Here is a 20,206-nt window from a genome sequence, read left to right on the forward strand (position 1 = left end):
GGTGCCCACCGTTTTGTCCCCGTACACATCCGGCCGAAGGCTCCGCCTCCGCTACGAACACAAGGCCGGACACTTCCCCGCCCTCGCCTGCGATCAGGCAGGTAGGGCGGTCTTGCGTGACGGTGGACGCCAGATGAAGGCGTTGGCGGTCTCGTCCGCTAATGAACGGTGCTGCCATGTGTCGGTGACGTCGGTCCAGTTGCGAAGGACGGCTCTGCCTTCGGCCTTCGGCATCTGCCGGTCGTAGACAAGATCGAACGAGTAGACACGGCCGTCCTCGTCCATGCACTGGCCGAACTCATGGTCACCTCCGTCCGGGAAGAGGTTGACCAGCACGGTCGCCGCCGGGGTAAGTCCCTGGTCTTCGAGAAGGCTCCTGAGCCGCTTCCAGAGAGCGGACGCACTCGTGTGCAAGAGGTTCGTGTTCTGAACGTATGCAGCCTGGGACATAGAACCCGATCTTGTGTCACCGGCATCGAAACCGCCAGCCCTCACAGAGGGCCGTCCCAGAAGGAACTCCGTCTCAGTACCACCAGTCCCTGCCGGTGTGCCAGCACCGCACCCACTCCTCGAAGCCCCAGGTAGGTTCGCCCGTCGCCGGAAGAGCAGCGTCCTGGGCGACCATCCAGACCTCCCCGCGGCAGGGACCTGTGGTCAGCAGAAGCCAGAAGCTCTCTCCATCCTCGGATCCCAGGACGATCGATCCGTCGTGGAACGCGGCGTCGATCCGCGGGTCCTCGTAGTCGGTGTTCGGATCCTCAGACCAGTACCAGGCCTCTTCCAGAGGAAAGGGCTGTCCGGGCCTTCGCGGGCGCAGAACGGGCCAGGCGTCGGGCAGATGGCCGAGCGGCTGGAGACCGTCCTCACCGGCCGGTCCGAAGGGTGACCCATTGCTGATCTCCGCGACGAAGGTCCTGTACGGCTCTGGGAGGACCACCTCGTTCTCCGCCTCCCACACCTCGACAGCGACATAGCCGAGCGCCGGCACCCGCCACTGAGACGGGAACGCGTCACGCAGGAAACCGAGAGTGCACTCAGAAGGTCGCTGATCACTGGTAGAGGGCATGCCAGCATGCTGGCACGAGAGACTGACGTCGGAATCGGGCGGTGTGCTGGGACCCGTCCCTACACGCGGAGACTCCATCAGACCCGACAGGCCTTCTCATGAGCCTGTTGTGGAACCGTGCGTGTGTGTGAAGCCTCCATGCCCCGCCGGAGAGAATCATCCACTCCATGATGGGACCGCCCGGCCGGACTGTCAGTGCCGGATGCAACCCTGATCAGGTCCGGCGGACGTGCCGCCAGAGACGATGGAGCGATGAGGAGCGGCATGAAGAACGTGAAAATCGTCTGGGTGCAAGGCGGCCGGGAGCGGGAGTCGGCGGTCACGCACAGTCCGTCGGCCGCCGAGGACTACAAGGACTACAAGGAGGCCGGGGACGGCGTGTCCGACGTCCGGATCATCCCCGCCCAGGCCTGAACCTCCGGCGGCATCGGCGCGAGGGAAGACGTCGTCGGTGAGCGTTTGTCCTGCGTCGGCGCGGTTGACGGCGCAGGCCGGCGGAGTTTGGGTGGAGCAGTACGTCCACGGCGAAGGGAGCCGGGCATGGAGCGGGTCAGGCGTTCGGCCCGGCTGCCGCGGTGCTCGCGCTGCGGAGGCGAACTCATCGTAAGCGCGGTAGCGCCGGAGAACGACAAGCAGGGGCGGCCGATCCACCTGGAGCTGTGCGCGGCCTGCGACACCGGTGACGTCGACCGCCCGGCCGCCGGTCTTCTCGTCCAGTGGTTCACCGACGGCGGAGGGAAGGACACCAGCCGCGCTCCGGAAGGGGCGCACCTGCTGATGGAGTGGACCAGGGAATGCATGGCCGCCCACGCCCGGCACCGGCGGGAGAACCCGCCCGAACAGCACTGAGCTTCCGCCAACCTGAAGTAGCAGGTCAAAGGGCTGGTGTGACTGTTTCTCGCGGTACTCACACTGCTGGTGGGCGGGAATCCATCGAGGAGATCGTCTGTCAGAGGTCGGGACTGTCTCCGAAACGGAGTCGGAGGCAACGCTGCTGGCCCATGCACCTAGGCTGGGAAGCGCAGTCCGTCCCGCTGGCCAGCACGTGACATCCTGGCTCAGTGCTCCTGAACGATCTCTCCAGCAGTGTCGACCTCCGCCCAGTGCGATATCAGTTCGCCACCGTTCGGGGCGACTCGTACGACGACAACTGGCTGGTCATTGACGGCACGGTGATGACTCCTGAGGGAGGCTGGTCCTTCGCCGATCCGTGTCTGCTCACCGATGAGGCCCGCCAGGTGTCCGCGTGGCTGCGCGCGGTGGCCGCGGGGACGGTGGACGTCACCGAGCCTGATGCCGAAGGTGAGCTGTCGCCGGACACGTGGTTCATCGAGCCGGTCGTGGCTTTCAGTCTCGCCAATCGAATCGAACGCGGGACTACGGTGATTCGCGTTCATCTGTCTCTGGAGGCGGCACCTCCGTGGCAGCAGGGTGAGGACGGGGCTGATATCTACCAGTACGTCGTGGAGGTCAGGCTGGACGCCGCAGCGCTGCTTCAGGCGGCTGACCAGTGGGATCTCTCTCTGGCTTCCCTCCCGGCCCGCTGATCCAGGCACCTGACATCCCCGTACAACTAATTCCCGCCTGCTGGGGCCGGATGACCCTTTACGATCCGGTGCATGCTGGATCCCGAGTTGCTGGAACGGATCACCGCGCGGCGCGCGGAGCTGGACGAACTCGAAGAGCAGCTGGACAAATGGCTGGGGGAGGTGCGGGCCGAGCGGGACGAACTCGCGGTGGCCGAACGAGTCCTTGAGCGGGTGACCGGGCAGTTCGCCGAAGAGCGTTCCTCAGCCCCGCCGACACCGGGGCAGGTGGGCGGACGGGCGGTGATGCTGATCCCGCACCACGAGCCGGGCGTCGAGGAGGACTCGCTCCCGTGGGACTACCAGCGCATCATCGCCGCCGTGCGGCAGGCCGCCGGACCGGTCATGGCCCGTGAGGTCGGCGAGCTGCCCGGTCATCCGTTCGAGGACGCGTTCGGCGACGGCGAGTTCGTCCCGCTCGGTGCGTACTTCCGTCAGCTGTTTGGCCAGCTGTTCTTCGAGTTCGTCCAGTTCCGCGCGACGCGCGGTGATCCGTTCCAGCAGCTCGGGATCCAGCATGGACCGGATGGTAGAAGGCCGCCCGGTCGCGGTGAGCGGGAACCGACATATAGGCCCATGTCAAAGCACGCGCTGGTAGCGGAGCTCAGTGAGCGTGATCCCGTCGTAGACATCGTCCTGAGCCGCACCGTCAGTCTGGTAGCCGGCCCGCTCGTAGAAGCACCGGGCTCGTTGGTTGTCACACAACACCCACAAAGCTGATGTCTCGAAGCCCTGGGCCTTCATATGAGCATGAGCCTCGCTCAGGAGAATCCGGCCGATGCCCTGGCCGATCAGACCCGGCGAGATGTACAGGGCGTAGACCTCACCGACCCGTTCCAGACCGGGCATCTCACTTCGACACGGCCCGAAGCAGATCCACCCCACCGGGCCACGGTCACCGAGCGCCACAAGGTCTCGTGACGTTCGCCCGGGTTGAGAAAACCGCTGCCGCCGTTGGCCGGCATCACATTCCACCGTCATGGCATCCAAATACGACTGAGGAACGATGCCGACGTACGCCGCCTGCCATCCTCGTACTCGGATCGTCGAAACGGCCTCGATGTCGGCCTCATTCATCTCCTGTACCTGAACCATCGCGCCACCGTACTGGCATGGGTTCCTCAGGATGGACTGCTTTACCACGCTGGCGATGCCTCCCGACTCCTGCCGAATGATCTTCTCCGCAGACTCCCGCCCACGACCAGCGTGAGCACCCCGAGCGCCGGACACACCAGCCTTTTGACCAGCGACTTCAGGTTGGCGGAGGCTCACTGAGCAGCCGGGCCCGGCCGGGCGGGGGCAACAGGCCGGTGTCGGGGACCGGTGAGCAGGCAGTGGGCGCGTATGGACAAGTTGATCGAGGCGCTCGGCGCACTCGTTTCCAGCGGGATCGTCGCCCTTCTGACGTGGTGGCTGACCACCCGCGCCCGCAACCACCAGAACCAGGAGCGGGAACGAGAAGCACTACGTGGGCATGCTGATAGTGGCGGTGGCGGACCTTCGGGCGGCGGGCACCGCCAACCAGATGCTGTGGGGACGCTGGCCGAACGCGGCCGGACCATGCTGCTGGCGGGGCTCGCCTGCGTGGGCGGCGCGGGCCGGGCCCGGATCGCCGGCGGCAGCGCACGATCAACCGGCTCAAGAACTCCCGGGCCGTCGCAACCCGCTATGGCAAGCGGGCCTACGTCTTCCACGGCACTGTCACAGTCGCGGCGATCCGGCTATGGCTCAGACCTTGACCGCCGAACGCCGCGGAGCGGTAGGGGTGTCATTGCACCGCCGACGGTTCAGAGCCCGGCAGCAACAAGGATCCCTGCCCCGACGAGGGCGAAGACGGCTCCGATCACTCTGCACGTGATGACACTGCTGGGCCATGATCGGTAGGCGTAGGACATCATTTGGAACCGGTCGGCTACCCCTCGGACATTGGTGGCCAAAAGCCCCCCGCCCACGAGAGCGACGCCACCCCACATCAGCTCGAACACCTGACTGTTCACGATGCGAGGATAGTCAGCCTGCGTCAAAGCTCCTGGTTAGGCAGCTCACGTATGCGTAGGTGGTCGGTCCGGGGGCAGACAAAATCGTTTGACGGCATCGAGAGAATGCCTGGCATGGGTACAGACATAAGCGGCTTCCTCGAGTACCGGGCGCCGCAGGACGATCAGGAGCCGATCTGGTACTGCGCACACGACCTCAGCTCTCTCAACGATGTCCGTAACTACGACGCGTTCGGGTGTCTCTTCGGGGTCCGCAACTACGCGAACTTCCGTCCCGTGGCCGCAGGCCGGGGGTTTCCCACCGACGCCTCGGCCACTGTGAGTGCGCGGTTCGCCCAGCTGACCGAGTGGTACGGCGCGGACGGTTTTCACGGCACCACGTGGATCACGTGGGCCGAGGTGAAGGCCGTCGACTGGGACGAGCCCGCAGAGAAGCCCGACAGCCGACTGCACGAATACCGCCAGACGCCAAACGGGCTCCGGATGACGGGCAAGGCATCCTGGAGTGGCGCATTCGCCGCGGCTGTCGGTCTCAAAGCCGGTGAGGTTCGGGAGTGGCCCGAAGGAAGTGAGTGGCTCGTCGGGGACACGCTCTACAGATCCGTCACCATCTGCCGCAGAGATGCCGTCACCGAAACCGGCGAGTGGCAACCCATCTGGCAAGCCATGAAAGAACTCGCAACACAGCACGGTGATGACAACGTGCGCCTCGTCGTGTGGTTCGACGACTGAGCAGGTCACTGCCACCACGCATCGCCGCTGGATGCCTCTTCCGGATCATCTCGCGGACCAGATGAAGATCGCGGCTTCCTAGACCCATCCCTGGTCGAGGTAAACCGTCCAGGCGTCTCCCACTGCCTTGTGCAGTTCAACCAGGGCTGCAACGTCGGCGATGGCTGCCGGAGCGTCGGACAGTCGCAATGAGGAGTCCGGAACGCTGTTGCGGGTGTAGACCGGCAGCTCGCCGTTGCAGTTGAAGGCGTGAAGCGATGGGGAAGCATCGCTGAACCACGCGGGACAGTTCTCCTCGGCCCATGCAGCCGCGGCGTCGACACGATCCACATGCACCAGTAGACGCTCAGGAGCAGCCCCGCCACTGAACTGCACGAGGAAGCCCTCAGCGTCCACTGCCCACCAATCCCACATGAATCCAGGCCGAGGGTGCCGCAGGATTGTCGTCATGCCATCACCGTATCCAGGCTGGACAAGACCGTTGAAGGTGATCCGAAGGAAACGGCCTAGACCGCCACCGCGCCGTCGGCGACCTGGCGGGAACGTCGCCTTGCCCGGCCGGCCGGCTGACCGCAGGATGCGAAACGCCTGGCCCCCCGTCAGCTCTCATGTCCGGGGGGTGTGACTGAGCGCTTCAGTTGGCCGATCGAGTGCGAGACGTACTCTCGTGCGAATCTGGCACGATTCACGTCATCGCCTTGGGGCGGTCAACGTCCAGCCGAGGCGAGAAGGAACTGTGCTCTCTGACTACCAGCGGCGTCTGCGCGAGCGGTTGCTGTCCGTCCCTGTTGTTGCGCCGCCTGACCCGTGGCGCCCGGTACCGAATGGGATCATCGCCATCGGCGGCCTGCTCGGCATCGGCTTCGCCCCCGCTCCCGACGATGGCCGCGACCTGGTCATGGTGGTCTCCGCCGGCGGCCACGGGCTCTTCGACACCGTCACCGGCGACAAGGTCGCCCGGGACCGTGACCCCGACCCCGAGGGCAGCACCCCGGACGCGGTGCCGGATCTCTCCTGCCCGGGGCTCGGCCCCATCGCCTCGACCCGTGTGCGCATCGCGGGACTCTTCGGAGGCGGCCTGCACACCACCACCGAGGACGGCTGGACCCTGGAGGCCGTCAGCCCCCAGTGGCCGCACCATCGCGTCCTGCTGTCCACAGACGGAGGCCTCCCCCACGACGGACCGCACGGCGAAAGCTGGTGGCACATCTTCGACTCCCGCCACTCCGAACTGCGAGCAGCCGGCTTCTCGCCGTCCGGACGCACCCTCGCCGTCGCTACCAGCAGCGACCTAACCCTCTGGACCCGCCAGGCGCCTAACACCGAACGCTCGGCCGGCCAACTCGGCCGCTCACCGGCCACCTGAAGCGCTCAGTCACAGGGGGCCAGGCGCGTGGTGCGCGGAGCCGTGCTACAGCTCGAACTCCAGGTGCTCCACGTCGGTGAAGCGGACCTCTTCCAGGGATCCGGCGCGGCGGCCGCCGTCCTGGAAGTAGACCTCCTTGAGTGCTTCGGCGGCGATCCGTTCGAGTTCGCGTTCGCCGGCGCCGGCGTCCTGGGCGTCGAAGAGGCGGGCGGCGTGGTGGGGTGGCAGGGCGATGGTGAGGTGGCGGATGCGGTCCTGGTCGGTGGTGCCGATGGGTGCGGTGTAGCCCATGCGGGCGCGGGTGTCGATGATGATGCCGCCGGTGGAGGCGGCCTTCGCCTTGGCCTTGGCCCGGATCTGGGGCTGCCAGCGTGCTTTCACCTCGCGTTCCAGGCGTGCGGCGAGGGCAGGGCGCGGGTGTTTGGCCTTGCCCGCCACGTACCGCTCCACCTGCCGCTGCGACATCCCCAGCAGGTCGGCAGCGGCCTTGGTGCCGCCGACCTTTTTGACCAGGTAGCGCACCTGTGCACCTGCGGTCTTGGGCGCCGGGCGGGTGAACGCCTTGTGCACCGCGGCCTCCAGGCCGTCCCCGAACAGGCTCATCGTGGCCTACTCCTACTCTCCGTTGTCGGCGTCGGTGACGGTGCCGTCCTTGATGTACCGGGCGAGATTGAGCTCCGGGGTGTTGAACTTTTCCCGGACCTCCTCGCCCCACAGGACGGACTGCGTGCCCTCGTGCTTGACCAGGCCGGGGTTGATGCCGAGCTTGAACCCGCCGGGCAGCGGCTTGCCGTCGCGGTAGGGCAGGAAGTCCAGTGGGCTCGGGCCGTTCGCGGCGTAGACGACGCAGTCGGACAGGACCGCGATGGGGTACTGGCCGGTGAACGCGGCGTGCTTGACGATCTTGCGGTGCAGGTTGATGCGGGTGCGGGCGATGACCGCCGCGCGGATGTCCGGGCGCCACGTCGGGCGGGACAGAGCGCGCCACGGCTCGCCAGGCCGCCAGCCCTCGCCCCGGGGCCGCTCGCGCAGCTTGCCCAGGCCACCCTTGACCGTCGCCTTGATGGCCGAGGTGACGATGGCCAGCTCCGGATCACGGCTCTTGTAGCCGTCCATAGCCGCGAGGAAGTCTTCGGGCGACAGGTCCGCGTCGACGCCGAGGTCGGCCATGGTGGCGAGGTAGGCGTCGCGCAGCCGGTTGTACCAGCCGTCCAGGTAGCGGCCGTGCTCCCGCCGCACCCACGCCTCGAGCGGGCGCACCTCGTAGCCGAGCTCTGCCGCGTAGGCGACGGTGGGCGTCGCGTACCAGGCCGGGCCCTCGGGCCGTTCGCCCTTCGGCGTGAACGGCGAGGGCAGCAGTGAGCCGTCCAGCTCCGTCCACTGCTTGCCGACCTTCACGCGGGACAGGTCGATGTGGGAGAGGTCGACCAGCCACGAGCCGGGCAGCTTCGGGTCGAACGCCGGGTTCGTGACGTGCGTGGCCTCGCCGAGGCCGACGATCAGGCCGTTGGCGCCGGCGGCGAAGGCCATGTTGACGTCGATGCCGACCAGGTGGCGCAGGGTGCACTCCGCGTCGGTCATCGGACGGGCCCAGTCGTAGGCCTCCTCGAACAGCTTCTCCGCAGGTCCCCGCACATGGAAACGGGGCAGGTCCTTGAGGGCGGGGTGGCCCTCGGGGACCTCGCACGGCGGCCAGTTCATCGGGTCGATGGCGTCCCTGCCCAGGGAGCCGGGGTTGTGCTCGGAGTGCCGCTTGCCATCAGCGTCCGGCTCGGAAGCGCGGGTCGGCGGGTGCAGCGCGGTCATCAGCTCCAGACCGGTCACGGCCGTCGAGCCGCGCGGCGTCATCACCCGCGAGGCATAGACGCCCAGGACGCGGGCGAGCTCCGCCGGCGGGAGCTGCCCGGCGGCGCCCCAGTGCCGGGTGTCCAGCGCGTTCCACGACGGGATGCACAGCTGCACGCACGCACGTTCCGAACCGGTGGCGGGGCGGTAGATCCGCGCCCACGGGCCGAAGCCGCGCTTGGTCAGCTTCCACTCCGCGCGGGTGAGCTGCTTGATGACCTTGTGGCCCTCCGGCAGGCGCCCGGCGTGCTTCTCCTCCTCGGTGAGGGTGGCGGGCAGGCCGTAACGCTCACACGCGGCCTCGGTGAGGACAAGCAGCGGATCGGCGTCCTTACCCGGACCGGACAGCTTCGGGGCCCCGAGCCTGGCCTCCTTGAGTGTCCAGTCCACCAAAGAGGGCAGCGACTTCGCGGGCACGTCCAGGACCAGGCCGCCGGTGCAGTACGCCAGCACCTGCCCGGACTCGTCGACGTCGACGACCGCCAGCGGACCGTTCGCGAAGCGCGCATCGTTGCCGGGTACCGGCGTGCCGGCCGGGACCGTCTTGCGTGCGTCGGGACGGCGTGACGCTACCGACGCACTGGCGGCGGGCGCCGTACGGGCCGGGGCAGCGACAGCGGGCGCCTGGGTGGGTTCGGCCGCCGTTGTGACCGCCGCCCCAGGCGGCTCCTTCGCGGCCTCGGTCCGTGCTTCCACCGGGGCGGGCGTCCCGGTGAGCGTCTCGGGAACCGGGGCGGGTTCGGCGGGTGCAGAGACCGCTGCGGCCGCCGGGTCCTCGTCCACGGGCTTATCGGCCGGGGCGGGGTAGAGCTGGGCGAGTCCGTCCAGGAGTCGGGCGTAGGCGTCGCGTTCCGGCGGCCGCGGCTCGGTCCGGCCCGACTCCCAGCTCGCGACCGTGGCCCGGCGCACCTTCAGGGCCGAGGCGACCTCGTCGACCGTCAGAGCGTGGGCCTGGCGCAGGCGCTTGCGCTCCTCGGGCGGCGGCAGAACAGCGCGGGACGCAAGCAGCGCATCAACCGCATCGAACAGCTCGGACATGAAATACCTCCAGACCTACCCTAGCCCGCGAAACGCACTTATCACGTACTTGCTGCGTGCATAGTGAGTTCGAATCGCGTGCATAGGGAGTGCTGGGAGACCTGACGTACTTCTCCAGAGAGTTCTGATCTGCGGGTATGGTCGATCTATGACGCCGGACCGGCGCCGCACGACAGGGAGGGGACGGCGATGGACCGCGACAGTGGATGGGGATACGGCGACACCGGCCGGGGAGCCGACGGTGATCCGGAGTGGGGCCTCACGGGGGACATCGGCTGGGGCGTGACAGTCGGCTGATCGTCCGCCCAAGGCCGGATGCGGCAGGCCGACCCGCAGGGTGAAAGACCGGTGTGCCACGCTGGAGGTGTCCGGCGGGGTCGCGCCCGTGAAGCCGACGCCTCCCCGCCGGACGCCCCGATCAGAGCGGGAAGGCCATCGCCGTGGGCAGCACAGTCCTTGGGGACCAAGACATCGCGTACGCGTACGAGGTCACCCTGCGCTTCCGGCCGGACGGGCCCGCCATCCTCGGCGTCTGGTCCGAGGTGGAGACCGCCGAGAAGGTCTTCACGGAGTGGCTCGGGCTGTACGGCAAGCCCGGTACCGTCCTTGCTCTCATCGCCACCGCCGACGGCACGGGGTATCCGGTGAAGAGCTGGACCGCCGAGGGTGGTCTACGGGTAGCCGGGACGGCCTGAGACCGGTTTCGCCGAACTCGCGCGGCGTGGTGCCCGGCCCGCCGAGCTGCTCACTCAGACGGCCTGAGGATTCGGCGTGCCGCGTGGCTCAAAGCAAGTAGCCCGCCTGCGTCCTGGCTCAGTACTACTCCCACATCCTGCAGCGGCCGGCCGCACACCAGGTGTTCCCCCAGGACCAGGTCCTGGTTGACCGACGTGGTCTGGGTTTGAAGAAGCAGCTCGTTCACCAGCGCTTTCAGGGCGATTCGCTGAGCCTGGCTATGTACGTCTTTGTGGGTGGTCTCGCAGGTAGGAGTGTCGTCGGGGAAGAGCTGCAGTTGGGTTTCTTCCGCGGGCTCCGGGCTGTCAGGGGATTCCAGAGCGAAATCGGGCGTCACTTCCACAATCTTGCGGTACACCAGCTCGGCGACCGCATCGGCCGACTGTTCCGGCGTGCAGACGATGTCGTGGGGGGTGATGGTGGGCAACGGTTGCTCACGTACGCGGATCACGATGTACCCGGAGGCTGTGAGGTCGGCCGCCTTCTTCTGGTCTTTCCTGACGGTGTCCTTGTGCCAGTAGGCACCGTCGTACTCCACGGCGACCGGCGCAGTGCCCGGCAGCAGCATGTCGACCCGCCACGACCTGAGGCGGCGGCCTGCCCGGGGTGGTTCGTGCCGTGGTACAGAGCCTGGACTGATCAGATCGGGCAGACGCTCGCGCAGGGCGGTGAAGATCTCCTGCTCCCGGCGGGAGACTCCTTTCCTGCCGCATCTGGGGCAACCCGTTCCTACGGTATGCCGGTTGTTGAACGAGGTTCTCCACTGGTGACTTTCATCCCGGAGGCAGCGCCACCACACGCTCTGCGACGCGGTCACCCGTGTAGTGAACGGTAGGTTGACCGGATTCTCCGGGTGGCTGGAGTCGTACTCGTCCAGGAGATCGGGACGCAGGTAGGCCAGCGATCGGCCGCCTTCACTAATGGGGTTGTACCCTGCCTCCGCCAGCGTCCGCAGCCAGCTTCGCCGAGCTTCCCCGAGCCGGCGCTGCTGGGCCTGACGCCAGTCGGTGTAGTCGCCGTCCACGGGCAGCTCTCTGCGCCCCTCTTCCAGGAACACCTCCGCCATAGCCCGCTCCTGGCTCCGAAGCCATGCCCTAGCCCGTTGGATTCTCTCCGGCACAGTGACCTCGGCGAGGTCGCTCAAGAGGCGGGAAAGCACCACAGTGTGGTCGGTCGCGGCTGCCGGTAGGTCCGTCATGGCCGGTGGTCTATCAGTCGCCACTGACACCGGTTCGTTTCCTCGCCGGCGCCGGGAGGATGGCCATGCCCGTACATGGCGAGTTCGCCGGCCAGGCCGAAGCGGTCGGGCGCAGGGTCGCCGACCAGTTGCCGCGGGTCAGGGTGGTCTCGCCGTCCGGGGTGATGGTGGCCCGGGCGCCGTAGACGGGGAGTTCTCCCATCCAGTTGAGGCGGTCGAGGATGCCTTCCAGGGGGTCCCAGAGGCGGCGCGGGCCGCCCTGGTGCACGACGGGGACTTCCCGGGGGGCGGTGGCGTGGGCGCGGGCCCATGAGCCGTCGGGGTGGGTCATCCAGACGGTGTGGCTGCGGTCGGGGTGCCAGTGGTGGCGGTGCTCGATGCCGGGGGTGTGGAGCTGGAGCATGGATTGGACGCTCCAGGCTTCGGGGACGAACAGGAGCAGGTGGCGGCTGACGCTCACCTCGCCGTCGCTGTTCTTCGCCTCTTCCCAGAGGGAGTCGGGGATCGTCTTGGTGTAGTCGTCGCCTTGGCGGGGGGGCATGAAGGAGGCGGGCTCGTAGGCGGTCCGGCCCCGGGCGCCGCCGTCGGGGGTCTTGTCGGCGTAGAGGATCAGGCTGGTGCCGGTGATCGTGGTGACCAGTCGGCCGCCGGGGCGCAGGGCTTTGAGCCAGGCGGGCGGGATGGTGGGGACGGACACGGTGGACACGATCCGGTCGTACTCGCCGGGCAGCGGCCCCTGGGTGAGGTCGCAGACCGCGGTCTTGGGGTGGAGTCCGATGGAGGCGAGCCGGGCGGTGGCGGAGGTGACGAGGTAGGGGTCGATGTCGACGCTGGTCACCAGGTGGGAGCCGAGGCGTTGGCAGGCCAGGGCGGTGCCGTAGCCGGTGCCGGTCGTCACCAGCGTGCGGGATCCGTCGGTGATCCTGGCGTGCTCGTACATGTCGAGGACCAGGGTCGGCAGCGTCGATGACGCGGTCGGTGCCCCGGTGGCGATGTCTCCGGGCCGGGCGTGGTCCGCGTGCAGGGGTCCGATACGCGTCAGGATCGTCGAGTCGTCGTACGCGGTGGACAACCACTGGTCGATGTCCGTCTCACCGTCCCGGACCACCCGGCCGCCGGCTTCCTTGTCCCACACCCACCACCGGGGCACGAACTCGTGCCGAGGTGTCGTGGCAACCGCCGCCCGCCAGGGCGAAAACGCCGGCGTGACCTCATCGGCCAGTTGTCTCGCACGATCCCGCCAGTCCATACCCGCCCTCTCCCTCTCTTCGTGCCCCGCTCGATCAGTTGTCCATCGGTCCGCAGGATTCGCCCTTGGACGGGCCGCAGCTATCGCCGGACGGCGCGCAGTCCGGCGGGCACGGGTCCGCCGAGGTCCGGTGCGGAATGCTCGCGCGCGTCCGCGCCCACTGGGGGCTGGCCAGGACCGACGCGAGCGACGTCTCCCGCACGTTGCCCGTGGCCAGGAAGCGGCCCATCTCGCACGGTGCGATCCGGCCGTCGGGCAGGATGGCCGCCTTGCCCCTGGCGCAGTTCCCGCACAGCGCCGACACAGACGGCAAGAGACCGCCGGCGGCACGCCCGATCGCACGGACCTTGTCGACGGAGGCGGTGACCCCCAGGGCCTCCATCTCGGCGCGGGCCTGCTGCGCCTGCTGTCCGTTGCCGTGGTCGACAACGGCGACCTGCACCTTCACACCCCGGCGCACGGCCTCCTCAATGGAGGCGCGCGTTGCCGCGTGGGACCCGGCCCGGCCGGTGATCGCATCATGCTCGGCGGCGGTGTCGCTGTGGTAGGTGGTCTTCACGGTCACCCTCGGCTCCACGAACAGCGGCCAGTGCTCGGCACGCACCTTGAACAGGTTGGAGTGGACCCGGACATCCAGGCCAACGCGCAGCGCGTGCTCGACCAGCTCGGCGAACTGGGGGTACAGGGTGGGCTCACCGCCGATGAACTGCACCGTGGTCGTCCCGAGGGCGACAGCCTCGTCGATGAGCCGGTGCCAGTCCTGAGCGGTCATGCTGCCGTGGCCCCGGGTCGGGCCGGCCTCGGCGTAGCACTGGGACGGGCAGGTGAACTGGCAGCGGGCGGTGAGCTCCAGGGACAGGAAGTTGAGCGAAGCGCCAGGGGCACGCTCGGTGTCCAGCACGGTCATCGCGGGTTCTCCTTGCTCGTACGGCCCAGCATGCCGGGCCGGGGCGGGATGTGTGAGCGGGACGTGCATATTGGCGGGCCGGGCTCGTCGAGCTGTTGTGCAGTTCCACGGGCCCGGCCCTGTCGCCGACCGGCTGTCCAGGGATGGCAGTCTGCGAGCCGAGAGCCCGGCGCGGGAGGTGTCCTTCACAGTGGGGGACTGTGTCGGGTACGTCCTCCCGCGCCGGGGGCTTGTGGCGGGGCGCCGGTTCCGGGCGGCGGTCTTCAGCTTCTTGACGGCCTGATCGTGGGTCTCGGCGAGGATCGTGAGGCACCACGGACAAGCTCGCGGGTGGGGCGGTCGAGCACGACGCCCATGAAGCGGCCGGGCACCGTGGCGAGGTCGCCCATGTAGGCGGCCGGTTCCGGCGCGGGCCCGGACTCCTCGGCCGTGGGGTCGGCCTGGACCAGCCGTTCTTGGGCCGGGGCGGTCACAGGATCACTTCTCCCGGCTGCAGGACGGCCCGGACCGTCTTGCCGCCCTTCTCCAGGTCGGGGGACCAGGTGACGACGGCTCCCAGTCGTCTTGCGCCCCACAGGCCGCGCCCCACCTCTCCCACGACGGCCCGCTGGAACCGGGGGAACGTCGGGTTGGGGTCCTGGACGTCGATGATCAGCTCGTGAGCGGCGGTGACGCGCAGCCAGATCGTGAGGCCTCGGCCGGGCCGCTGCTCGGTGATGCCGTGCTGCACGGCGTTGCTCGCCAGGATCCGTAACGCCTCGAGCGCCGCGTGCTGGTCACCGGGCCAGTCCAGGAGGGCGAGGGCGGTTCGGCCCTGGATGCCGGCCAGGTGAAGACCGTCAAGGTCGCCGGGAACCTGGAGCATGCTCTCGTGGCGGACCGGTGCGGGGCCGGTGCTCAGCTCGGGAAGTCCGTCAGGCAGGCGCAGAACGCACCAGGTCGTCGTGCGGTCCTCGCTGATGCCCCAGGCGTCGGCCAGGGCGTCGACGAGGACGAGGCCGCGGCCGTGCTCCTCGTAGAGGCCCGTGGGGCGGGGCAGCGGGCCGCGGGTGCAGTGGTCGTCCACCGCGATCCTGAGGTGGCCGCCCCGGCGGTGGATGCAGACGCCCACGATGGGGGCGGAGGCGTGCCGGAAGGCGTTGGTGAGCAGCTCCGTGAGCAGCAGCTCGGCGCTGTCCAGCAGATCGGGACAGGTCCAGTGCCGCGTCCGGGCCCGCAGGATCTGCCTCAGGCGCGGGGTCCAGGCGGCGTTCTCCTCGGAGATCTCCCCGGACGCGGGGGCGGGGCACCGCTTGATGGAGAGCCTGATGGCGGGGCGGGGGCCCACACGCCTTGCGGCTCCTGGGGCTAGAGCAGGAGCGCTTCGACGTGAGTGCTCCTGCTCCGCGAGTGTTGTCGTCATGGTGGGCTCCATGTCGCTCGGCGGTAACGACATGGTGGAGGCATGACCAGGCCCCAACTACCATCAATAAATGATAGTTGGGGCCAAAGGTTAACCGTGGGTCACCTTTGTGAAGTCAGCCAGCTGCCGTAGGACAGGAACGAATCGGGAAGGCGGCGGTGCGCGGCCTCGAGGCTGGCGTAGGTGTCCCGCACCAGCGGGTGGTACTTCGCCTGCTGCGGGGCAGCCTTGCGGGCTTTCTGCAGGCTGGCGAACGAGGCTTCCAGACGTCCCGTCCACATCTGCGCGCGGGCGACTTCCGCCCAGTGGTGGCTCTTGCGGGACTTGGGCCAGTCGTCGGGAAGGAGGAGCTGGTCGGCTGCGTCGACGGCCTTGTCGTACTTGTCGAGTTCGGCGAGGACGGAAACCCGGTGGACCTCGACGTTCGTCCCTCCGAAGGCCATCCACAGCACCTTCGGGCTCTCGCCGGTCCGATCCGCGATCCTCTTGGCGTGCGCGAGATGGCCCATGGCCTGGGACTCGTCGTGCGCGCGGCCGGCCATGACCGAGCCGCCGAGGTGGAGCTGGCCGGTGACGACGTCGCGTTCCCGGGAGGCGTCCGCCTGCCCGATCGTCCTCAGGCCGAGGTCGATGAGCCGCTGGCCCGTGCGGAACTTCCCCTCACGCATATAGGCGAGGGCTCGGAAGTAGTGGTAGGCGCCGCCGAACACAGCATCGCTCGCCCGCTGGGCGGTCCACTCCATCCGCGCGAGCGCGAGCTGCGCCAGGTCCGTGAAGCCCAGCTTCGTCGCCACGTCGTACGCCGTGCGGTAAAGCGACGCGAGGATCAGCCACGCGTCGCTGCTGCCGTGGGTGTGCGCGGCGGTGGTCGTCTCCTCAATGAGCGCCGCGACCTCCCCGGCCACCCTCTTGATCTCGCCGGCACGAACACCGGCGCACAGGTCCTCGCAGGCTTCGCGGAGCTCGCGGAGCGGGCGCGGTGAGATCTCGGGGTCAGCCCCCAGGTCGTAGACGTCCAGGGCGGCCCGGATCGGCGTTATCAGGACGTCGAGCTGATCCGCGCGCAGGTCGTCCTGGTAGGGCTGGCCCTGGATGGTGGCCACCTCCACCCGCATGGCGCGGGCACAGGCCGCCACGACGTACGGCGAGGCCTCAAGGGTGCCCTGTTCAACCTTCGTCACCGCGCTGTAGGAGATTCCGGCGAGGTCGGCCAGCTGCTTCTGGGTGATGTGGCGCTCACGGCGCAGACGCGCGATACGTACGCCGGTGTGGTCTTGCGGCAGAGAGTGCATACTGGGCTCCTGTTCTGCTTCGACAACAGAACGGTACCCCGCGACCGGCTTCGCGGGACACGACGAACCCCGCTCCCACGGAGCGGGGTTCGTCGTTGAGACCTCCCCCGCCACCTTCGACGGATCGCGCACGGACACCTTCACGAAGAGGTCCTTCCCAGCCTCCTTGACGGGCCGGACATAGCGGATGCCGCGCAGCTGTGGTGGCCGTGGGAGTCACCCGCACAGGCGTGGGCCGGACGCCGACACCGACCAGGCCGGGCAGACGGTCGTCGAGTCACCCGCGTACGCGTGGGCCAGGCACCCGGGCCGCCGTCGAGCGGATGCAGACCCGGGAGTCACCCTCGTACGCGTGGGCCGGGCCGCCAGACCGGCCGGGGCCAGTTCTCGATTGTCGAGTCACCCGCATACGTGGGCCGGCCGACGTGACCGTAGCCATGATCGACGCCGACCACGAGCCATCCATGTGCACGTGGGCCGGACAGGAAGGAGGCCTTGGTGTCGACGCGGGCGATCGAGTCACCCGAGTACGCGTGGGCCGGACCGGCGGTGCGTACCGGTACGGGCGGGCATTCCGGAGTCACCCGCGTACGCGTGGGCCGGACTCAGAGTGCCGTCGGCCCACTGGATGCGCATCCAGGGGACATCACGCGGGCCGGTGGAGTGGTCCTCGATCTCCCAGACCCTGACCCGGAACCACAGCGGCCGGTAGTAGTGCCCCACCGGTGCGGGACGGGCCCAGTAGATGTCGACGACCTCACCCTGCCGGGGTGTTGCCCTGGGCAGCAGGCGGCGGGCCTGCGCCAGGGCGACGGCGGGGATGTCGCTGAACACGGTACGTCCGTCGGTCTGCCAGGCCTGGTCGGTGCTTTCGACGTGCCACACATGGTGCCGGGTACGCATCGCCTCGCCGATCAGGTTGAGGACCTGCTGGCGCCATGCGGCGATGAGGAAGTTCGCGGCCGACACAACACCCAGCGGCACGTCCTTGGCCAGCCGGTACGGAGCGGTGGAATCCTGCTGCGGGTCGGTGGCGGGCTCGGGGTCGGCGCCGAGCCAGAGGGGCTCGTGCGCCAGGGCGCGGCGGGCGTGGTCGGTGAGCCGGGACCACACCTCCTTGGGAAAGCCGCGGTCGGGGTCGCGGGGGATGGTGGTGGCGAAGGTGTCGAACCAGCGTTCGGCTCGCATGTCCTCTCTCATCATCTTCCAGCCCAGGGGGTGGTCGGGGCATTCGAAGCCCTGGTCGTCGCCCCACAGCAGATAGACCTCCGCCGCGCCGAGGAGTGCCTCCTCCAGGGCCTCGTAGGTGAAGGCGTCGCTGCGCCGCAGGCTCACCCGCCCCAGAGCGGGATACCAGTCGGCGAGGTGGCCGGCGGCGTCCAGCGGCTTCTGGCCGGGGTTGACCGCGTCCGGGTCACCGTCCATTTCTCTGGCCTGCTCGACCACCTCGCGGGTTCTGTGGGCGGCGACCATCAGCGCGAGGTCTTCGGCGTGGCAGCGGGCGATGGGAGCCTTGCCGGCCCGCAGGTCCTCGGCGAGGTCGCAGAACGCGCGGGCCATCCGGGCGCGCCATGCCTGGTCCTGGCGGTCGCTGCACCGCGGCAGCCGGGGCATGACGTAGTCGTCGAAAGTGTCGAGGTCGGCGATGATCACCGGTTCGTCGTTCCAGCGGAGCACGTCGAGCTTGTACATGGACCAGCCGAGCTCGTCGGCCACCTCCCCGAGCAGGCGCAGCTCCTGCCGTGATGCCAGGCTCGACAGCTTCACCCCGTCCCAGCGGCGGCGTTCCTCGGGGGTGAAGCCGTCCCATTGCGAAGGTGCGGGCACGCTGGTCTGGCTCTGCGTGGTCGCGGCCAGGGCGCGCCGTGCCTGGCTGAAGGACACGGCGTGCTCGGCCATGTAGGCACGCACGGCCCGGTCGTGCTGGCGGTTGGTGTTCTTGGACATGCCGATCCTCGTCCCCGGCCCGGCACTCCACGCCTCGCGGGCCGCTGGAAGACCAAGCCTGCCGACAAGAAGAACTGCACTGTGGGTGTGCGCGAGTCGCAGACTCTTGGCCTCAGGGTTCCCCTCGCGGCGTGGGCGCGGGAACGGGGCAGCAGGCCGGCGCACCGGCCCTGTGCCGCCCATCGTAGCGGAGGAAGGGTCAGCGGCCCGGGGTCTGGTGGCCGGGTGCGGGGTGCTGCTGGGCGGTCGACTGCGCCTGGTCCTGCTGGTGGGCCTTGCGGGGGTGGGCGGGGGCTGCGGCGCGAGCCTGGGTGTCGCGTTTGATCTGTTCGCACAGTTCGGCGACGCGTTGCTCGATGGCCGCCACGGTCTGCCGGGTGTCCTCGGCCAGAAGCCGCTCGAAGTCGATGCCGTGCGTGTCTTCGGCGAGGTCGGCGACGTCGATGGGCTCGGCGCCGTCCGGGGCCGGGCGGGGGGCGCTCTGTTGCTTGAGCTGCTCGATCAAGCGCCGCTTGCCCTCGACGATCTGAGACATGAGGTGAGAGGTGGGGTCCTGGAACGACTCCTGCCATTCGACCAGCCCCTCGGGCGGATCGGCTGGCGCAAGGAGAGTGGGCGTGAAAGACGGCAGCCCGGCATCGAAGTCCTGGGCCGCGGCGACGAAGCCGGGGCTGTTGGGGACGGGGCCCAGCCTCCTGAACGCGCGGTGGTCCAGGGAGTGGGCAGGGCCGGCCAGGTCGTCCAGGGTGGTGTCGCTGTAGGCGTGGCGGGCCACGAGGAGGTGGTCGGCGGCGCGGGCGAGGTCGAGCAGGGGCCGGCGCACAGCGGGGTTGCGTAGCTGGTCGGCGTGTACGGCCAGGACGCCGCCGGGCACCGGATTGGGCTGCTGGGCGGCGTCGTGGGCGGAGAGGACGGTGTACTGCACTGTGGGATGCAGTGCGGCGATGGTGGAGCGGATCTCGTCGTGCAGGACGACCGACTCCACGACCGTCAGATGGGCCCCTGTGCGGGCGGCCAGAGCGGCGGCCGCCGCGATCAGCGTCTCGCGGCCGCCCATGCCTTGGTCGTAGGTGAGCACTCCGCCGCCTTCGGTCACGAGTGTGGCGACTGTCTGGGCGATCAAAGGGTGCCGCAGCACGGTGGTGTCCAAGATGTCTCCCGCAAGAGGTGAGGCTGCCGGTGGTGCCGGTCGTCGGGGGGCAGCGTAGGGCTGAACCTCGCCCAGGTGGGCGCCGGTTGTAGGCGGAGGGCGATGGGGACCGGTGCGGTGAGTGCTGCGGCGGTGGGCGGTCATCGGTTCACGAGGCCCTGCGCCGGTTCACGCGAGGGCTTTCCGCTGCTGTCCGGCGCAGGCATCCGGACTCCATGCCGGAATACGGCTGTCCGGAAGGGGGAGGGCGCGGTCCCTCCCGAACCGGGTGCTGCTGTGGGGATACGGGCCCTGCGGGGCCGGGAGGGTGTGGGGGTGACTGCAGGGTTGCGGTGCGGGGGCTACTCGCCCGCCATCCCGTCGGGGTAGAGCACGAGGAGGCGGCAGCCGGTCTCGGACTGCGGCCAGTGCACGCTGCCGGCCGTGGCGGTGATCAGCGTGCCCGCCGGATGGATCTGCTGACCGTCGTGGAACTCGCCCTCCAGGACGAAGAGGACCTCCGAGGTCTGGTGGAGCTCCTCGCCGAAGACGGCGCCGGGCTCGAAGTCGATGAGCATCGCCGACAGCTCGTCGTCGGTGCCCTCTCGCAGCATCGTGACCGCGATGCCGTCCGTGACCTGTCGCCGTGACGCCTGGTCGGCGCGGGTGACATCGAATCCTGCGAGCATGATCGGATCCCTTCCTTGTGTTCTTCAG

At 68.9% G+C, this 20,206-nt stretch carries 21 protein-coding genes and 1 pseudogene; 7 read left to right on the forward strand and 15 right to left on the reverse strand.

Annotated features, from left to right (window positions below; all coding sequences use genetic code 11):
* Positions 1 to 93: 93 nt before the first annotated feature.
* Positions 94 to 336: a hypothetical protein gene (locus tag ACFYNX_RS26055; protein ID WP_388664596.1), complete on the reverse strand. Its 243-nt coding sequence runs from the start codon at positions 334 to 336 to the stop codon at positions 94 to 96.
* A 187-nt stretch (positions 337 to 523) separates the two neighbouring features.
* On the reverse strand, positions 524 to 1,066 hold the full coding sequence (locus ACFYNX_RS26060; RefSeq protein WP_388664598.1) for an SMI1/KNR4 family protein: 543 nt from the start codon (positions 1,064 to 1,066) through the stop codon (positions 524 to 526).
* A gap of 264 nt (positions 1,067 to 1,330) precedes the next feature.
* Here ACFYNX_RS26060 and ACFYNX_RS26065 point away from each other — a divergent pair, with 264 nt between their 5' ends.
* The 3 genes from ACFYNX_RS26065 to ACFYNX_RS26075 all read left to right on the forward strand — a co-directional run bounded on the left by ACFYNX_RS26065 (position 1,331) and on the right by ACFYNX_RS26075 (position 2,613).
* Entirely contained in the window at positions 1,331 to 1,480 is a 150-nt protein-coding gene (locus ACFYNX_RS26065) for a hypothetical protein (protein ID WP_388664600.1), read from the forward strand.
* 126 nt (positions 1,481 to 1,606) lie between these two features.
* Positions 1,607 to 1,915 carry a DUF6300 family protein gene (locus ACFYNX_RS26070; protein ID WP_388664602.1) on the forward strand — a complete coding sequence of 103 codons (309 nt, stop codon included), beginning with the start codon at positions 1,607 to 1,609 and terminating at the stop codon, positions 1,913 to 1,915.
* Positions 1,916 to 2,127: 212 nt separating this feature from the next.
* On the forward strand, positions 2,128 to 2,613 hold the full coding sequence (locus ACFYNX_RS26075; protein ID WP_388664604.1) for a hypothetical protein: 486 nt from the start codon (positions 2,128 to 2,130) through the stop codon (positions 2,611 to 2,613).
* Positions 2,614 to 2,856: 243 nt separating this feature from the next.
* Here the strand turns inward: ACFYNX_RS26075 and ACFYNX_RS26080 are convergent, their stop codons facing one another.
* On the reverse strand, positions 2,857 to 3,171 hold the full coding sequence (locus ACFYNX_RS26080) for a hypothetical protein (RefSeq protein ID WP_388664606.1): 315 nt from the start codon (positions 3,169 to 3,171) through the stop codon (positions 2,857 to 2,859).
* Between the two features lie 60 nt (positions 3,172 to 3,231).
* A complete protein-coding gene (locus tag ACFYNX_RS26085; RefSeq protein ID WP_388664608.1) occupies positions 3,232 to 3,747 on the reverse strand; it encodes a GNAT family N-acetyltransferase in 516 nt (171 codons plus the stop codon).
* A 524-nt stretch (positions 3,748 to 4,271) separates the two neighbouring features.
* Here ACFYNX_RS26085 and ACFYNX_RS26090 point away from each other — a divergent pair.
* A pseudogene (locus ACFYNX_RS26090) lies at positions 4,272 to 4,391 on the forward strand (IS5/IS1182 family transposase); the annotation flags it as partial.
* A 372-nt stretch (positions 4,392 to 4,763) separates the two neighbouring features.
* Positions 4,764 to 5,381 (forward strand): hypothetical protein, encoded by a 618-nt coding sequence (locus ACFYNX_RS26095; RefSeq protein ID WP_388664610.1) that lies wholly within the window; start codon positions 4,764 to 4,766, stop codon positions 5,379 to 5,381.
* A 78-nt stretch (positions 5,382 to 5,459) separates the two neighbouring features.
* Here the strand turns inward: ACFYNX_RS26095 and ACFYNX_RS26100 are convergent, their stop codons facing one another.
* The gene (locus tag ACFYNX_RS26100) at positions 5,460 to 5,831 is read right to left on the reverse strand and encodes a hypothetical protein (RefSeq protein ID WP_388664612.1); all 372 of its coding nucleotides are present in this window, start codon (positions 5,829 to 5,831) and stop codon (positions 5,460 to 5,462) included.
* Between the two features lie 286 nt (positions 5,832 to 6,117).
* Between ACFYNX_RS26100 and ACFYNX_RS26105 the strand changes: the two genes are divergently transcribed.
* Complete coding sequence (locus ACFYNX_RS26105) at positions 6,118 to 6,747, forward strand: hypothetical protein (RefSeq protein WP_388664614.1); 630 nt, start codon at positions 6,118 to 6,120, stop codon at positions 6,745 to 6,747.
* Positions 6,748 to 6,792: 45 nt separating this feature from the next.
* Here ACFYNX_RS26105 and tpg read toward each other — a convergent pair whose 3' ends face one another.
* Together tpg and tap are read right to left on the reverse strand one after the other, a co-directional pair.
* A complete protein-coding gene (tpg, locus tag ACFYNX_RS26110) occupies positions 6,793 to 7,350 on the reverse strand; it encodes a telomere-protecting terminal protein Tpg (protein WP_388664615.1) in 558 nt (185 codons plus the stop codon).
* A gap of 12 nt (positions 7,351 to 7,362) precedes the next feature.
* Positions 7,363 to 9,630 carry a telomere-associated protein Tap gene (gene tap / locus ACFYNX_RS26115; protein WP_388664617.1) on the reverse strand — a complete coding sequence of 756 codons (2,268 nt, stop codon included), beginning with the start codon at positions 9,628 to 9,630 and terminating at the stop codon, positions 7,363 to 7,365.
* 440 nt (positions 9,631 to 10,070) lie between these two features.
* On the opposite strand from tap, the gene ACFYNX_RS26120 reads away from it, so the two are divergent.
* Positions 10,071 to 10,325, forward strand: coding sequence for a hypothetical protein (locus ACFYNX_RS26120; protein WP_388664619.1), 255 nt, complete (start codon positions 10,071 to 10,073; stop codon positions 10,323 to 10,325).
* Positions 10,326 to 10,375: 50 nt separating this feature from the next.
* Here the strand turns inward: ACFYNX_RS26120 and ACFYNX_RS26125 are convergent, their stop codons facing one another.
* The 8 genes from ACFYNX_RS26125 to ACFYNX_RS26160 all read right to left on the reverse strand — a co-directional run bounded on the left by ACFYNX_RS26125 (position 10,376) and on the right by ACFYNX_RS26160 (position 20,178).
* On the reverse strand, positions 10,376 to 11,431 hold the full coding sequence (locus tag ACFYNX_RS26125; RefSeq protein WP_388664621.1) for a zinc-ribbon domain-containing protein: 1,056 nt from the start codon (positions 11,429 to 11,431) through the stop codon (positions 10,376 to 10,378).
* Positions 11,432 to 11,576: 145 nt separating this feature from the next.
* Positions 11,577 to 12,671: a protein-L-isoaspartate(D-aspartate) O-methyltransferase gene (locus ACFYNX_RS26130; RefSeq protein ID WP_388664623.1), complete on the reverse strand. Its 1,095-nt coding sequence runs from the start codon at positions 12,669 to 12,671 to the stop codon at positions 11,577 to 11,579.
* 175 nt (positions 12,672 to 12,846) lie between these two features.
* Positions 12,847 to 13,719, reverse strand: coding sequence for a radical SAM protein (locus ACFYNX_RS26135; protein WP_388664625.1), 873 nt, complete (start codon positions 13,717 to 13,719; stop codon positions 12,847 to 12,849).
* A gap of 469 nt (positions 13,720 to 14,188) precedes the next feature.
* On the reverse strand, positions 14,189 to 15,046 hold the full coding sequence (locus tag ACFYNX_RS26140; RefSeq protein WP_388664627.1) for an ATP-binding protein: 858 nt from the start codon (positions 15,044 to 15,046) through the stop codon (positions 14,189 to 14,191).
* A gap of 176 nt (positions 15,047 to 15,222) precedes the next feature.
* Positions 15,223 to 16,413, reverse strand: a complete 1,191-nt coding sequence (locus tag ACFYNX_RS26145) for a helix-turn-helix domain-containing protein (protein WP_388664629.1) — start codon at positions 16,411 to 16,413, stop codon at positions 15,223 to 15,225.
* Between the two features lie 519 nt (positions 16,414 to 16,932).
* Positions 16,933 to 18,360, reverse strand: a complete 1,428-nt coding sequence (locus ACFYNX_RS26150; protein WP_388664631.1) for a hypothetical protein — start codon at positions 18,358 to 18,360, stop codon at positions 16,933 to 16,935.
* A gap of 199 nt (positions 18,361 to 18,559) precedes the next feature.
* Complete coding sequence (locus ACFYNX_RS26155) at positions 18,560 to 19,456, reverse strand: hypothetical protein (RefSeq protein ID WP_388664633.1); 897 nt, start codon at positions 19,454 to 19,456, stop codon at positions 18,560 to 18,562.
* Positions 19,457 to 19,851: 395 nt separating this feature from the next.
* Complete coding sequence (locus ACFYNX_RS26160; RefSeq protein ID WP_388664635.1) at positions 19,852 to 20,178, reverse strand: cupin domain-containing protein; 327 nt, start codon at positions 20,176 to 20,178, stop codon at positions 19,852 to 19,854.
* Positions 20,179 to 20,206 lie beyond the last annotated feature (28 nt).

This window comes from Streptomyces sp. NPDC007872, from assembly GCF_042868165.1.
GTDB lineage: Bacteria > Actinomycetota > Actinomycetes > Streptomycetales > Streptomycetaceae > Streptomyces.

Excerpts from the sequence above, each read along its gene's own strand:
- tap (WP_388664617.1), bottom strand. The coding sequence starts at position 9,630 with ATGTCCGAGCTGTTCGATGCGGTTGATGCGCTGCTTGCGTCCCGCGCT.
- ACFYNX_RS26125 (WP_388664621.1), bottom strand. The coding sequence starts at position 11,431 with ATGGCGGAGGTGTTCCTGGAAGAGGGGCGCAGAGAGCTGCCCGTGGAC.
- ACFYNX_RS26070 (WP_388664602.1), top strand. The coding sequence starts at position 1,607 with ATGGAGCGGGTCAGGCGTTCGGCCCGGCTGCCGCGGTGCTCGCGCTGC.
- ACFYNX_RS26085 (WP_388664608.1), bottom strand. The coding sequence starts at position 3,747 with ATGGTTCAGGTACAGGAGATGAATGAGGCCGACATCGAGGCCGTTTCG.
- ACFYNX_RS26145 (WP_388664629.1), bottom strand. The coding sequence starts at position 16,413 with ATGCACTCTCTGCCGCAAGACCACACCGGCGTACGTATCGCGCGTCTG.
- ACFYNX_RS26160 (WP_388664635.1), bottom strand. The coding sequence starts at position 20,178 with ATGCTCGCAGGATTCGATGTCACCCGCGCCGACCAGGCGTCACGGCGA.
- ACFYNX_RS26135 (WP_388664625.1), bottom strand. The coding sequence starts at position 13,719 with ATGACCGTGCTGGACACCGAGCGTGCCCCTGGCGCTTCGCTCAACTTC.
- tpg (WP_388664615.1), bottom strand. The coding sequence starts at position 7,350 with ATGAGCCTGTTCGGGGACGGCCTGGAGGCCGCGGTGCACAAGGCGTTC.
- ACFYNX_RS26060 (WP_388664598.1), bottom strand. The coding sequence starts at position 1,066 with ATGCCCTCTACCAGTGATCAGCGACCTTCTGAGTGCACTCTCGGTTTC.
- ACFYNX_RS26095 (WP_388664610.1), top strand. The coding sequence starts at position 4,764 with ATGGGTACAGACATAAGCGGCTTCCTCGAGTACCGGGCGCCGCAGGAC.
- ACFYNX_RS26080 (WP_388664606.1), bottom strand. The coding sequence starts at position 3,171 with ATGCTGGATCCCGAGCTGCTGGAACGGATCACCGCGCGTCGCGCGGAA.
- ACFYNX_RS26100 (WP_388664612.1), bottom strand. The coding sequence starts at position 5,831 with ATGACGACAATCCTGCGGCACCCTCGGCCTGGATTCATGTGGGATTGG.
- ACFYNX_RS26065 (WP_388664600.1), top strand. The coding sequence starts at position 1,331 with ATGAAGAACGTGAAAATCGTCTGGGTGCAAGGCGGCCGGGAGCGGGAG.
- ACFYNX_RS26150 (WP_388664631.1), bottom strand. The coding sequence starts at position 18,360 with ATGTCCAAGAACACCAACCGCCAGCACGACCGGGCCGTGCGTGCCTAC.